This is a genomic window from Streptomyces sp. NBC_01478 (assembly GCF_036227225.1).
In the GTDB taxonomy this organism is placed as follows: domain Bacteria; phylum Actinomycetota; class Actinomycetes; order Streptomycetales; family Streptomycetaceae; genus Streptomyces.
Map to the genome: position 1 here is coordinate 7320562 of NZ_CP109444.1, position 12925 is coordinate 7333486.

At 70.0% G+C, this 12925-nt stretch carries 13 protein-coding genes; 8 read left to right on the forward strand and 5 right to left on the reverse strand.

Annotated elements, in window-relative coordinates; translation table 11 throughout:
* The first annotated feature begins 40 nt into the window (after positions 1-40).
* Positions 41-877 (forward strand): trypsin-like serine peptidase, encoded by an 837-nt coding sequence (locus tag OG223_RS33285; protein ID WP_329256473.1) that lies wholly within the window; start codon positions 41-43, stop codon positions 875-877.
* Between the two features lie 108 nt (positions 878-985).
* Here the strand turns inward: OG223_RS33285 and OG223_RS33290 are convergent, their stop codons facing one another.
* Complete coding sequence (locus tag OG223_RS33290; protein WP_329256474.1) at positions 986-2566, reverse strand: N-acyl-D-amino-acid deacylase family protein; 1581 nt, start codon at positions 2564-2566, stop codon at positions 986-988.
* 20 nt (positions 2567-2586) lie between these two features.
* Positions 2587-3864, reverse strand: a complete 1278-nt coding sequence (locus tag OG223_RS33295; protein WP_329256476.1) for an amino acid deaminase — start codon at positions 3862-3864, stop codon at positions 2587-2589.
* 138 nt (positions 3865-4002) lie between these two features.
* On the opposite strand from OG223_RS33295, the gene OG223_RS33300 reads away from it, so the two are divergent.
* The 5 genes from OG223_RS33300 to OG223_RS33320 all read left to right on the forward strand — a co-directional run bounded on the left by OG223_RS33300 (position 4003) and on the right by OG223_RS33320 (position 8537).
* The gene (locus OG223_RS33300; RefSeq protein WP_329256478.1) at positions 4003-5049 is read left to right on the forward strand and encodes a sugar kinase; all 1047 of its coding nucleotides are present in this window, start codon (positions 4003-4005) and stop codon (positions 5047-5049) included.
* A complete protein-coding gene (locus OG223_RS33305) occupies positions 5046-5807 on the forward strand; it encodes an IclR family transcriptional regulator (protein ID WP_329256480.1) in 762 nt (253 codons plus the stop codon). The genes OG223_RS33300 and OG223_RS33305 overlap by 4 nt, the downstream gene beginning before the upstream one ends.
* Positions 5804-6214 carry a RidA family protein gene (locus OG223_RS33310; protein WP_329256482.1) on the forward strand — a complete coding sequence of 137 codons (411 nt, stop codon included), beginning with the start codon at positions 5804-5806 and terminating at the stop codon, positions 6212-6214. The genes OG223_RS33305 and OG223_RS33310 overlap by 4 nt, the downstream gene beginning before the upstream one ends.
* Before the next feature lie 123 nt (positions 6215-6337).
* Positions 6338-7813 (forward strand): GntP family permease, encoded by a 1476-nt coding sequence (locus OG223_RS33315; RefSeq protein WP_329256484.1) that lies wholly within the window; start codon positions 6338-6340, stop codon positions 7811-7813.
* Between the two features lie 88 nt (positions 7814-7901).
* Positions 7902-8537, forward strand: coding sequence for a hypothetical protein (locus OG223_RS33320; RefSeq protein ID WP_329256486.1), 636 nt, complete (start codon positions 7902-7904; stop codon positions 8535-8537).
* 12 nt (positions 8538-8549) lie between these two features.
* Here OG223_RS33320 and OG223_RS33325 read toward each other — a convergent pair whose 3' ends face one another.
* Positions 8550-9911, reverse strand: coding sequence for a M14 family metallopeptidase (locus tag OG223_RS33325; protein ID WP_329256488.1), 1362 nt, complete (start codon positions 9909-9911; stop codon positions 8550-8552).
* 247 nt (positions 9912-10158) lie between these two features.
* Between OG223_RS33325 and OG223_RS33330 the strand changes: the two genes are divergently transcribed.
* Complete coding sequence (locus OG223_RS33330; protein WP_329256490.1) at positions 10159-10578, forward strand: hypothetical protein; 420 nt, start codon at positions 10159-10161, stop codon at positions 10576-10578.
* A gap of 1 nt (position 10579) precedes the next feature.
* Here OG223_RS33330 and OG223_RS33335 read toward each other — a convergent pair whose 3' ends face one another.
* Together OG223_RS33335 and OG223_RS33340 are read right to left on the reverse strand one after the other, a co-directional pair.
* Positions 10580-11821, reverse strand: a complete 1242-nt coding sequence (locus tag OG223_RS33335; protein WP_329256492.1) for a hypothetical protein — start codon at positions 11819-11821, stop codon at positions 10580-10582.
* A gap of 122 nt (positions 11822-11943) precedes the next feature.
* Positions 11944-12462, reverse strand: coding sequence for a SigE family RNA polymerase sigma factor (locus tag OG223_RS33340; RefSeq protein WP_329256493.1), 519 nt, complete (start codon positions 12460-12462; stop codon positions 11944-11946).
* 234 nt (positions 12463-12696) lie between these two features.
* Between OG223_RS33340 and OG223_RS33345 the strand changes: the two genes are divergently transcribed.
* A complete protein-coding gene (locus OG223_RS33345) occupies positions 12697-12921 on the forward strand; it encodes an antitoxin (protein WP_329256495.1) in 225 nt (74 codons plus the stop codon).
* Positions 12922-12925 lie beyond the last annotated feature (4 nt).

Below are 12925 nucleotides of genomic sequence, written 5' to 3' on the forward strand. Positions count from 1 at the left end.
GAAGATCTCCGGTCGCCTCGTCATAAGAGGGGACCCCCACATGAAGAAGCCTCTCCTTGCCGCACTCTCGGGCCTGGCCATCGTCGGGGCGGGCGTGGCACCCGCAGTCGCCGCACCGCAGGCGGCACCGAAGGCCGCCGCCGTGACCGTCGACTTCGCCGGCACCGTCTCGCTCAGCAACTGCTCCGGCTCGGTCATCCGCTTCCCGAACTCGACCGACACCTCCCCGGCGCTCGTGCTGACCAACGGCCACTGCCTGGAGACCGGGTTCCCGGCCGCCGGCCAGGTCATCACCGGCCAGTCCTCCACCCGCACCTTCGGGCTGCTGAACTCGGCCGGCACCAAGGTCGCCACCCTCCGCGCCAACCAGGTCGTCTACTCGACGATGACCGACACGGACGTGACGATCTACCGCACCACCACCACGTACGCGGCGATCAAGAGCGCGTACAACATCAGCCCGCTCACCGTGAGCGCCACGCACCCGACCGCCGGCACCGCCATCAAGGTCGTCTCCGGCTACTGGAAGACGATCTACAGCTGCAACATCGACGGGTTCGTGTACCGGCTGAAGGAGGGCTCCTGGACCTGGAAGGACTCCGTCCGCTACACCTCCGCCTGCAACACCATCGGCGGCACCTCCGGCTCCCCGGTCATCGACACCAGCACCGGCCAGGTCGTCGCCGTCAACAACACGGGCAACGAGGACGGCGAGAGCTGCACCGTCAACAACCCGTGCGAGGTCAGCGAGACCGGCGCGGTGACCGTCCGCGAGGGCATCAACTACGCCGAGGAGACCTACAACATCCCGGCCTGCTTCACCTCGGCCAACGTGCTCGCCCTCAGCAACACCGCCTGCACACTGCCCAAGCCGTAGCGCTCCGCCGGGTGCGCCGTCTTCGTCTGCGGGTCCGTCGTGGCTGGTCGCGCCCACGCGGCGGAGCCGCAGATGTCACAGCCCCGCGCCCCTGAGAAACGCACGGCGTTATGTAGTGCGGCGTACGGATCTCCCCGCCAGTTGGTCCGTTCGACGGCCGTCCTCGATCACGAAACGGCCGTCGATCAGGACGTGGGGAATCCCGGTCGGGAGCTTGCGCGGCTCCTCGAACGTCGAACCCGCCGCCACCGTCTCGGGGTCGAAGAGGACCAGGTCCGCCTTGTAGCCCTCCTTGACCAGGCCCCGGTCCGGCAGGCGCAGCCGCGCCGCCGGGCGGGACGTGAGGTGAGCCACGCACTCCTCCAGCGGCAGGATCCCCAACTCCCGTACGTAGTGGCCGAGATAGCGCGGGAACGTGCCGTACGCCCGCGGATGCGGCTTCGCGCCCTGGAGGATGCCGTCCGAGCCGCCCGTGTGGACGCGGTGCCGCATGATCTGCCGGACGTTCTCCTCGTGGCCCACGTGCTGGAGGATCGACGGGGCGAGCCGGTCGGCCAGGAGGAGATGGCGGGCCGTGGTCCAACTGTCGACGCGGCGGCCCACATACTCCGCCAGCGCGGGATCCGTGACCCCCGAGATCTCGATCGTGTCCCACTCCATCGGCACCCCGTGGCAGCCGTCCGAGCCGACCACCTCCAGGTGATGGCGGATGCGGTCGGCGGTCCCGTCGTCCGCCAGCCGCCTCAGGATCGCCTCCGGGCCGCCCTCGCTCGCCCAACTCGGCAGCATCGCCACGAGAGTTGTGCAGCCGGGGGTGTACGGGTAGGTGTCCAGGCTGATGTCCGCGCCGGTCGCCAGCGCCTCGTCCAGGAGGGTCAGCAGCTCCGGTGCCCGGCCCTCGTTCACGCCGAAGTTCATGGTGGCGTGGGCCAGATGCAGGGAGCAGCCGGCCTCCCTCGACAGGTCCACCATTTCCGCGTAGGCCTCCAGCGCGCCCGCGCCGTACGAGCGGTGGTGCGGGCAGTAGTAGCCGTCGTACGACGCCACCACCCGGCAGAGTTCGGTGAGTTCGGCGTCCTTGGCGTACATGCCGGGCGTGTAGGTGAGCCCGGACGACATGCCGACCGCGCCCTGTTCCATGCCCTCGGCGACCAACCGCCGCATCCGGTCCAGCTCTTGGGGTGTCGCCTCCCGGTCCTCCCAGCCGACCGCGAGCATGCGGACCGTGCCCTGCGGGATCAAGTAGGCCGCGTTGACCGCGACGCCCTGATCCAGTCGGTCCAGGTACTCGCCCACCGACCGCCAGTCGAAGTCGATGTCGTCGCCGTAGCCGTTCCACCCGGTGATCGCCCGGCGCACCTCCGCGAGCGTGCGGTCGTCGACGGGGGCGTACGACAGCCCGTCCTGGCCGACGACTTCGAGGGTGACCCCCTGTGCGGCCTTGGCGCTGTGGTCCGGGTCGCGGAGCAGGGCGAGGTCGCTGTGGGCGTGCATGTCGATGAAGCCGGGGGAGAGGACCAGCCCCTCCGCGTCCAACTCCCGCCGCGCCTTCGGGCGTTGACAGCCCGCCGCCGCAGCCTCCTGCACGATCGAGACGATCCTGCCGCCGTCGATCACGACATCGGCGCGGTAGGAGGGTGCGCCGGAGCCGTCCACGACGTCCGCGTCCCGGATCACCAGCTCTTCCATGCGATGCCTCCCGAGGCTCTCTAGAAGAACGTACGGATGTAGTCGACGACCGTCCCGTCCGCCTCCGCCACCGGGATCAACTGCCACTTGTCGAAGGACGTGCAGGGGTGGGACAGGCCCAGGCCGACCCAGTCACCCACCTCCAGGTCCGCCTCGGCCGTCGTCCGCAGCCAGGCGTGCTGGTCGGACAGGCCGGTGACCTCGACGCCGGTCGCCGGGCGCTCGGTGCCGTCCCGGCGGACGACCTGGGCGAAGGGGAGGTCGAGGTCGTAGGCCGCGTCCCGCTTGCCCGCGTTGGCGAAGGCCTGCTCGGGGGAGGGGCGGGAGACGATCTGCGCCCAGAGCCGGAACGCGGGCTCCAGGGCGCCCTCTTCGGGGATGCGGGTGAAGGGGGTGATCTCGCGGTAGTGGCCGTCGTCGTGCGAGACGTAGGCGCCCGAGCGCAGCAACTTCAGTGCCGGGAGCGAGAGTTCGGGCAGTTCGGCGAAGACGTCGGCCACCGCGTCGAACCACGCGCTGCCACCCGCGCTGACCACGATCTCGTCAACCCCCCGAAAACGCCCGCCCTTGTCGAACTCCACGGCCAGCGAGACCAGTCGCCGCAGCCACGCGTGCACCCGCTCCGGATCCGCCTGCGGTACCTCCCCTTCGTACCCGGCGACCCCGACCAGCCGCAGTGTCCCTACGGCGGCCACCGCGTCCGCGACCGCCGCGCACTCCGCCTCCGTGCGCACGCCGGTGCGGGCGCCCTCGCCGGCGGCCAGCTCCACGACGACGTCCAGCGGGCGGGCGGCGCCGCGCAGAGCCGCGTCCATCAGCTCGACCCCGCGCACGGAGTCGACGTAGCAGATGAAACGGAAGGCGGGGTCGGTGTCGAGCTGGGACGAGATCCATTTCAGGGCTGCCGGGTCGACGAGTTCGTTCGCGAGGAAGATCCGGTCGATCCCGAACTCCCTTGCCACGCGCACCTGGTGGGGGACCGCGAGGGTGATGCCCCAGGCGCCGTGGGCGAGTTGGCGGTGGAAGAGCTGGGGGGCCATGGAGGTCTTGCCGTGCGGGGCGAAGGCGAGGTGGTGGCGGGTCGCGTAGGTCTCCATGAGGCGGAGGTTGTGCTCCAGGCGCTCGGCGGAGAGGGCGAGGACGGGGGTGGTGAAGCCGCCGGTGAAGAGGTTGCGGCGCTGGGCCGCCAGCTCGGTGACGGTGCGGCCGTCCGCGTCCGGGGGGAGGCCCTTGAAACGGTGGTCGACGCGTTCCCCGGCGAGCCGGGCGAGCGCTTCGGTACCGGTGTCGCGGACCATGGGGCCTCCCTGAGCTGGAGTGTTGCAATCTCTGCAACCTTCATTGCGTATATCGCTTACCGCTGTCTAACATCTCGCCCAACACCGGGTCAACGGAGCCGCCGCCCCTGGTGCACCGGACGAGGAGCCATCACCATCGTGACCGCCGACGGACAGTCCACCGCCGCCCGTGACGTCGTGGACGTCGTAGCGCTGGGCGAGTCCATGGTCACGTTCCTACCCAGTCGTCCGGGCCGCCTCGCCGATGTGCCGTCCTTCGACCGCGCCATCGGCGGCGCGGAGTCGAATGTGGCGTGCGTCCTGGCTGCCGCCGGGCACACCGTCCGGTGGGTCAGCCGGGTGGGGGCGGACGGCTTCGGCGACCATCTCGTCGAGACCATCGGCGGGTACGGCGTGGACGTGTCCGCCGTGCGGCGTGACCAGGCACGGCCGACCGGCATCTACTTCCGCACCGCCGGGGACCGGGCCACCGACGCGCACGAGGTCGCGTACTACCGGGCCGGGTCCGCCGCCTCCGCGATGGCCGTGACCAACGTCGACCTGGCCGCCGTACGGGCCGGGCGGGTGCTGCATCTGTCCGGGATCACCCCGATGCTCTCCGACGACTGTCTCGCCCTGGTCCGTGAGCTGACCGCGCTCCGCGCCCGCCGCCCGCTGATCTCCTTCGACGTCAACCACCGCCCCGCGCTGGGGCGTTCGGCCGACGGACCGAGCGTGCTGCTGGAGCTGGCGCGCGGCGCGGACCTCGTCTTCGTCGGCGAGGACGAGGCCGCCGAGGTCTGGGGGCTCGTCGGGGCCGATGCCGTACGGGCCGCGTTCCCCGACCCCGAGACGCTCGTCGTCAAGCAGGGCGGACGCGGCGCCACCGCCTTCCACAGGGACTCCGTCACCTTCGTGCCCGCGCCGCACGTCGACGTCGTCGCCGAGGTCGGCGCCGGGGACGCCTTCGCCGCCGGGTTCCTCTCCGCGACCCTGCGGGGCCTTCCCGTACGGGACCGGCTCCGGCACGGGCACCTCACGGCCGCCGCCGCCCTCACCGTCCCCGGCGACCTCGCCTCCCCGCCGGTCCGTGACCACGCCGACCGGCTGGTCGCCCTGGACGAGCAGGCGTGGGGGAGACTTCGACTCGGCCCCGGCTGGACCGACGCCGCCGACTGGGCCGACGAGGAGGTATGTACGCCATGAGTCAGACCGTCGACCGCGCGCTCAGTATCCTGCCGCTGCTCGCCGAGGGCCCCGCCGACCTCGGCCAGGTCGCCGAGCGCCTCGACGTCCACAAGTCGACGGCCCTGCGCCTCCTGCGCACCCTGCACGAACACGGCCTGGTCTACCGCCAGTCCGACCAGCGCTACCGCCTCGGCGCCCGCCTCATCGCCCTCGCCCAGGAGGCGATGGAGAACCTCGACATCCGCGAGATCGCCCACCCCCATCTCGTCCGGCTGAACGAGCAGTGCGGTCACACCGTCCACCTCGCGGTGTACGAGGAGAACGAGGTCCTCTACATCGACAAGGTGGAGAGCCGCTACCCGGTGCGCATGTACTCGCGGATCGGCAAGCCCGTCGCCATCACGGTCGCGGGCGTGGCGAAGCTGCTCCTCGCCGACCTCCCGGAAACCGAGCGGCGGGTCCTCTCCGACAAGCTCGACTACCCCATGTACACCGCCCGCTCCACCCCCAACGCCCCCGCTTTCCTGCGGGAGTTGGAGAAGGTGCGGGAACAGGGGTGGGCCACCGACCTCGGCGGCCACGAAGAGTCCATCAACTGCGTCGCCGCGCCGATCCGGGGCGCCGACGGACGCGTGGCCGCCGCGATGTCGGTCTCCGCGCCCAACGTCGTCGTCACCGCCGACGAACTCCTCACCCTGCTTCCCCTGGTCCGTCGCACGGCGGACGCCATCAGTGGTGAGTACTCCGGCAGAACAACAACCAGGGATACCGAATGACCGACAAGACCGCGCTCACGCCCAAGACCCACACCACCCCGCCCGCCAAGTTCTCGCACGGCGTCCGCAAGGGGAACATCCTCCAGGTCGCCGGCCAGGTCGGCTTCCTCCCCGCCGAGGACGGCAAGCCGCCCACGCCGGCCGGCCCGACCCTGCGCGAGCAGACCCTCCAGACCCTCGCCAACGTCCAGGCGATCCTGGAGGAGGGCGGCGCGAGCTGGGAGGACGCGATGATGATCCGCGTCTATCTGACGGACGTGGACCACTTCGCCGAGATGAACGCGATCTACAACGAGTACTTCGAGGAGCAGGAACTGACGGCTCCTCCCGCCGCGCGCACGACGGTCTACGTCGGCCTGCCGGCCGGCCTGCTCATCGAGATCGACGCGCTGGCCGTGCTGAGCTAGTACCGAGCCGGCACCACTCCAACTCCCGCACACCGTACGACGGTTCGGCGCCCTTCGGGGTGCCGCGCCGCGATCCCCGCTGCCCCGAAAGCCCCATGCTCTTACGACCCAGAGGACCCCCACATGTCCCTACCGCTCGCCGCCACCGCCCCCGCGACCCCGCCCCACACCGGAGGGTTGCTCCTCCTACTCGACGGCACAGCAGGCCTGTTGACGGTCGCCGCCCTCGGGATCGCACTGCTCCTCTTCCTGATCATCAAGGTCAGACTCCAGCCCTTCGTGGCCCTCCTCGCCGTCTCCATAACCGTCGGCCTGCTCGCCGGTCTGTCGGTCACCGAACTCTTCGGCACGGTCCAGCGCTCGGACGCCGTCTCCACCATCGAGTCCGGCATGGGCGGCATCCTCGGCCATGTCGCGATCATCATCGGCCTCGGCACGATGCTCGGCGCGATCCTCGAAGTCAGCGGCGGCGCAGAGGTGTTGGCGTCGAGGCTGCTGAATCTCTTCGGTGAGAAGAGGGCCCCGCTCGCCATGGGCCTCACCGGCCTGATCTTCGGCATCCCGGTCTTCTTCGACGTCGGCATCTTCGTCCTCGCGCCGATCGTGTACGCCGCCGCCAAGCGCGGCGGCAAGTCGATCCTGCTCTACTGCCTGCCGCTGCTCGCGGGCCTGTCGATGACCCACGCGTTCCTGCCGCCGCACCCCGGCCCGGTGGCGGCGGCGGGTCTCCTCCACGTCCAGCTCGGCTGGGTCATCCTCATGGGCATCGTCTGCGGCATCCCCGCCGTGCTCGCCGCGTGGGCCTACGCGGCCTGGATCGGCAAGCGGATCTTCGTGGCCGTACCGCAGGACATGGTCGAGGCGGCGGCCGAGGCGAAGCAGGCGGTCATCGACGAACAGCGGGCGTCCGGCGTCGAACCGCAGGAGAAGCCGGTGGCGCTGGGCACGGTCCTCGCGATCATCGGCACGCCCCTCGTCCTGATCCTCGCGGCCACCTTCTCGTCGATCGCCTTCGACCCGTCCACCGGCCGCTCGGTGGTGGAGTTCTTCGGCAGCCCCTTCGTCGCCCTGACCATCGCGCTCCTCCTCGCGTACTACCTCCTGGGTCTACGTCGGGGCTGGTCCCGCAAGTCCCTGGAGACCGTCTCCACCGCGTCCCTCAAGCCGGTCGGCAACATCATCCTGGTCGTCGGCGCGGGCGGGGTCTTCGGCGCCGTCCTCAAGGCGAGCGGCGTCGCCCAGGCCCTCTCGGACACCTTCCACGACGTAGGCCTCCCGGTGCTCGTGCTGTCGTACCTGATCTCGCTGGTACTGCGGGTCGCGCAGGGCTCGGCGACGGTCGCCATCGTGACCACGGCGGGCATCGTGGCCCCCCTCCTCGCCGAGGGCGACCACTCGCAGGCCTTCGTCGCGCTCGTCATCATGGCGATCTCGGCGGGCTCGATCTTCGCCTCGCACGTCAACGACGGGGGCTTCTGGATGGTGGCCAAGTACTTCGGGATCACCGAGCGGGACACCCTGAAGACGTGGACCGTGCTGGAGTCGGTGTTGTCCGTCGCGGGGTTCGCGGTGGCGGCCGTATTGAGCGTCTTCGTGTAGAAGTTCGCCCGGGACGCCGTGTAGGCGTCTGATAACGAAGTAGGGGCTGGCTGTGCCTGACACAGGATCGTCGACCATACTTCGCGCTGTGGAGCAGCGCATAGGTTCGAGCAGCCAGCCCCTGGAGGGCGCCGGATTCGACCCGGCCTTCGTCCCCGGGCTCACCGCACCCGCCGGGTCCTCCGACGCACCGGAGGATCCGAAGTCGCGGGACGCGGAGCCCGAGGACGCGAAGGCCGAGGCGACGGAGCCGGAGGAGTCGTCGTCGGTCGAGAAGGCCGAGGTCGAGAAGGCCGAGGTCGACGAGGCCGTTGCCGAGGACGGTGATGCCGACGCCGATGAAGCCGACGAGGAGTCGTCGGAGGGTGGTCCCGTCTTCGAGGCGTCCGACCGTCGCGCGGAGATCGTCGCGGACGCGAAGGGCGTACGACTGCGCCTGGACGACCAGAACTGCGAGTTCCGCTGGGACGAGATCGGCGCCGTCGAGACCGAGACCCCGCGCTTCGGCAAGCGGTTCACCATCACGGTGCACACTCCTGACCGCCGCTGGTACCCGATCGAGATCGAGGCGGCGGCCAGGAGCCGGTTCGCCGAGTGGGAGACGCAGCTCGACGCGGTTCTCGACGCGTACTTCGACGACGGCGACGAGGACGAGGACGACGAGTCCGCCGAGGTGGACGAAGCCGCGCTCGCCGAGGCGGAGGCCGAGGTCCGCAAGGACTAGCCGGCTAGTCGGCTAGGCGCAGTACTGGGCCGCTTTGCCGATGGACCGGTACATGCAGTCCGCGTTCTCCAGCAGTTGGAACACCGCGTCCCGGTTCCGGGAGGTCTCCCGCTCGATGACCTCGTCGGGCGGGTAGAACCCACCCCCGGAACTGGACGTCGGATACATCTCGAAGGTGTAGTCGAAGATCTTCTGACTGCCCCAGAGGTAGTCGTCGATCGAACCGTCCGTGATGTACAGGTCGCTGGACTGCTCGGCCGTGTAGCCGTTGCTCGCGCCCATCTTCTGGCCGACGGCCTTGAACGCGGCGGCGTCGTCAGCGGTCATCCCGGTCGCGGTGTCGGAGTACGTGTACCCGAACGGCCACAGCACCAGTTCGCTGTACGTGTGGAAGTCGATGCCCGCGGTGATCTGCTGCTTCCCGCCGACGACCCGGCTCCGCACGAAGTCCGCGACCACCTTCACCTCGGGCGCCGACTCGGCGGACGTGCCCCGGTAGGTCTCGGACGAGGTCGAGGTCGAAGAGCCGCCGCAGCAGCCCCACTTGTAGTTCCAGTTCCGGTTGAGGTCCGTACCGACGTAGCTGGAACCGGAGTTGGGCTGGCGGTTCTTGCGCCAGGACCGGTAGGCGCCGGTCGCGATGTCGTACTCGCCGCCGTCCGGGTTGAGATCGGGCACGATCCAGATCTCGCGGTTGTTCACGATGTTCGTGACGCGGGAGTCGGTGCCGTAGCCCGCGCCCAGCTCGCGCAGCAGGTACAGCGCCATCTCCACGGTCATGTGTTCGCGGGCGTGCTGGTGGAAGGTGAACAGGACCTCGGGTTCGCTCTCGTCGGTGGCCACGTTGTCGCTGACCTTGATGGCGACGATGTCCCGGCCCTGGTACGACTTGCCGATCACCTTCTTGCTCATGATGCCGGGGTAGGCGGCGAGCCGCTGGTCGATCTCCGCGTTCGCCTCGGCGTAGTTGTGGTACTTCGAGTCGGCTGTAGGGAAGTCGAGGATCCCTACGTCCGCGGCCGAGGAACGGTCCGGGGCGGAGCCCAACAGCGAGACGTCGTAGCCCTGTTGGCGCAGTTGTTTGATCTGGGCGGCGCGGCCGGAGACGACCACGGTCTCCTCGTCGGACTCGTCCACGGTGACGCCGGCGGCCGCGATGGCCGTACGCGTGACCGGGGTGTTGTGGTCGACGTGGATCTCGTACTGGCGGATGTCGTCCGCGGTCGGGGAAGTCTGCGGCGAGCTGTCGGCGGTGGCCTTGGCCGCCGTGGCCGTCTCCGTGACGGGGGCGGCGAGGGCGAGGGCCATCAGGACGGCGAGCGCGGCGGTGCGTCTGCCGCTTCGGGCGCCTGAGCCGCGTATGCGAAGTCGCATGAAATCTCCTTGCTGGAGTTGGGGGGTGTTTCAGTGCGACGTGCGTGAAGTACGGCGTGCGGGTGGGGTGTTCCCACAGGTGTTCCTACGGTTGTTCCCATGGGCGTTCCTGTGTGGCGCCTATGTTGATGTGTTGGCATGGTCAGGTCAAGGGCGTCCAAAGTCGGTGGCCGGATTACCGCCACGTGAAGGGGACCTGAGTACGTGTACTCAGGTCCCCGTGCGTCGCGGGTGGAACGGTGGGGGCATGAGCGGGAGCAGGACGGTGCGGGCGGTCAAGGGCGTGCTCGTGGCCGGGGCGGCGGCCGTGGTCTGCCGTACGGGCTGGGAGACGTTGCTCGCCCGGTCGGACCGGGTCGCCGCGGCGGATCCGGGTGTGATGGGCGCGGGGTGGATCGAGGCCGCGCTCGCCGCGGTCTGCGGGCTGCTCGCGATGCCCGTGGTGCTGTGGGCCGGGATGCGGCTACTCGGCGAGCGGGGGAACCATCTCCTGGTGGTGGCCGGGGTGACCGCCTGGTGGCTGATCGGCGGGCATGTCGTCGAGGACGCCGGTGTCGGCCCTGCGGCGACGGCCCTGTGGCTGGTTCTGTTCGCGCTGCTGTGCGGGGTGCTGTCCCTCGTCGAGATGCCGTCCGGCCGGCCGGCGAGTTCCGTCGACTCCGGCTGAATCAGAGCCAGTTGGGGCTGAGGGCGATCGCCCGGAGCTGCTTCATCGTCAGGGCCGGGGTCTTGCGGGTCGAAGCGGTGTCCTGGGCACCGGAGTTGAAGGCGCTGATCACCACGCGCGTCCCGTCGGTGCGGAGGGTGTCGACGGTCCACATCACGACCCCCGCGCCGCCCTTCTCGCCGGGACCCTGGTGCTCGGCGACCTTCGTGCCGTCGGACAGGACCTCGGCGTCCGAGCCGAAGAGGTCGTCCTCGACGTCCGACATGTTCGCCTGGACGTTGACCTGGACCATGCTCCTGCCCTTGCCGTCGTCGACGACGAGATAGCCGAACCCGCTGTCGTAGCCACTGCTGTCGGACACCGTGAGCCCCTTCGGCAGCAGCTTCTTCAGCGTCGGGGCGATGGGAGCGTTGAGAGCGGAGCCGCCCTTGTCCCCCGTCTCGGTCCCTGTCGGCGCCTGCGCGGGCATCGCGTCGATGGCCTGCCGCCACGCGTCCGAAGCCGCGAGTTTCGTCAACCGGGCGGGAGACAGCGGCGGTTGACTCCTGGTGATCGGTGCGTCCTTCTCGGCGGCGGCGTTCCACTCGCTCACGCTCACATGCTGCCCCTTCGGGGTGACGAGTTCGGCGCTCCACCACTTGGTGTCCACCCGGCGGTCCGGATACTCGTACCCCTGAAGGATCATGACCAGCGACCCGTCCGCCAGCCGGCTCGTGCCGCACGCGTCGTAGTGCGTGAACACCTTCGCCGGGCACTTGGTGGCCTGCCGCGCCTCGTCACTCCCGGGCTCCACCCGGCCCATGCCGACCTCGACGGCCGACTTGCCGTTCCCGTCGTCGTAGACGACATGGACGTACGGCGACGATCCCTCGTCCGTGCCGCGGGCCACGACCTTGGAGTAACTGCCGTCGCCCAGCAGGCGTGTGAGCCACCGGAACAGGTCCTGGCCGGAGACGGGAGCGGGGGCGGAGGCGTGGGTGGAGGCGGCCGCGGAACCCTGCGCCTTGGCGGGGTTCCCGCTCGGCAGGAGCAGCGCCCCGCCCACGCCGACGAGGGCGATGCCCGCCGCGCCGCTCATGACGGCGGCGTTGCGGCGGCGCAGCAGGCGGCGGCGGCCCTTGAGGGCGCCGGCGTGGGCGAGCGCGGCCCGGTCGGTCTCGAAGGCGTTGCCCGCGTCGTGCAGGCCGGCGGTGAGCCGTTCCTCGAAGGGGTCGAGGGGGTCGCTGTGCTGGGTGTCGGGCATGGCGGACCACCGTTTCGCGTGAGGAGCTTGCGGGAGAAGGGAGAAGGGAGAAGGGAGAAGGGAGAAGGGAGAAGGGAGAAGGGAGAAGGGAGTTGGGGCGAAGGGGTTGGGGCGGGGGCTGATCAGGGGCGGGCGTATTCGTCGAGGTTCTCGCCGAGCAGTTCGCGCAGCTTGCCGAGCGCTCGGACGCAGCGGGTGCGGACGGCGGCCGAGCTGACGTGCATGACGTCGGCGGTCTCATCGACGGACCGGTCCTCCCAGTACCGCAGGACGACCACGGCGCGATCCTTGGCGGGCAGCCGGGAGAGGGCCTGGAGCAGGGTCAGCCGTAGCGGGGTGTCGGCGCCGTGGGCGCCGGGGTCGGGCCGGTCGGGCAGGAGGTCGGTGGCGCGCTCGGTGCTGCTGCGGCGCCGCTGATGGGCGAGGTAGGTACGGGTGAGGACGGTCTGGGCGTACCCGGCGGGGTTGCCGACCCGGGACATCCGCCCCCAGCCGACGTACAGCTTGCCGAGGGTCTCCTGCACCAGGTCCTCCGCGAGATGCGTGTCCCCGGCGGTCAGCAGACAGGCGGACCGGTAGAGATGCCCGGCGCGCGCGGCGGCGAACTCCGCGTATTCATCGGCACGTTCCTGTCGTCTCACGCCTGTTCCCCCTGCCCCGTCGGTCCCGGTACCGGCACCGCCCTCACTTGTACTGATGCGATGGGCGCACAGAAATGTTTCAGGTCGCCCGTATCGATTCGTACGCCCCGAACACGCCCGCCCCGCGCCTCCGCCCGCCGGGGCATTCGGGCCGGGGCCACCTTGCACTCCGGGGGACCGGCATGAAGACCATGTCCTCGACCACGTAAGCCCGTTGGAGCGAGGGGAACTGTCGTGTTCGACAACCTGCCGGACCTGGACAAGCTCAAGGACAAGGCCGAGGAGATCGCCGAGGACCACGGTGACACGATCGCCGGCGGGCTGGAGAAGGCCGGTGATCTCGTCGACGAGAAGACGGACGGCAAGCACAGCGAGCAGATCGACACCGTGGTCGACAAGGCGCAGGCACTGCTGGAGAGGCTTGCCGAGGATGCCAAGGACGTGGACCACAAGGAGTGACCGG

Excerpts from the sequence above, each read along its gene's own strand:
- OG223_RS33285 (WP_329256473.1), top strand. The coding sequence starts at position 41 with ATGAAGAAGCCTCTCCTTGCCGCACTCTCGGGCCTGGCCATCGTCGGG.
- OG223_RS33290 (WP_329256474.1), bottom strand. The coding sequence starts at position 2,566 with ATGGAAGAGCTGGTGATCCGGGACGCGGACGTCGTGGACGGCTCCGGC.
- OG223_RS33295 (WP_329256476.1), bottom strand. The coding sequence starts at position 3,864 with ATGGTCCGCGACACCGGTACCGAAGCGCTCGCCCGGCTCGCCGGGGAA.
- OG223_RS33305 (WP_329256480.1), top strand. The coding sequence starts at position 5,046 with ATGAGTCAGACCGTCGACCGCGCGCTCAGTATCCTGCCGCTGCTCGCC.
- OG223_RS33310 (WP_329256482.1), top strand. The coding sequence starts at position 5,804 with ATGACCGACAAGACCGCGCTCACGCCCAAGACCCACACCACCCCGCCC.
- OG223_RS33315 (WP_329256484.1), top strand. The coding sequence starts at position 6,338 with ATGTCCCTACCGCTCGCCGCCACCGCCCCCGCGACCCCGCCCCACACC.
- OG223_RS33325 (WP_329256488.1), bottom strand. The coding sequence starts at position 9,911 with ATGCGACTTCGCATACGCGGCTCAGGCGCCCGAAGCGGCAGACGCACC.
- OG223_RS33330 (WP_329256490.1), top strand. The coding sequence starts at position 10,159 with ATGAGCGGGAGCAGGACGGTGCGGGCGGTCAAGGGCGTGCTCGTGGCC.
- OG223_RS33335 (WP_329256492.1), bottom strand. The coding sequence starts at position 11,821 with ATGCCCGACACCCAGCACAGCGACCCCCTCGACCCCTTCGAGGAACGG.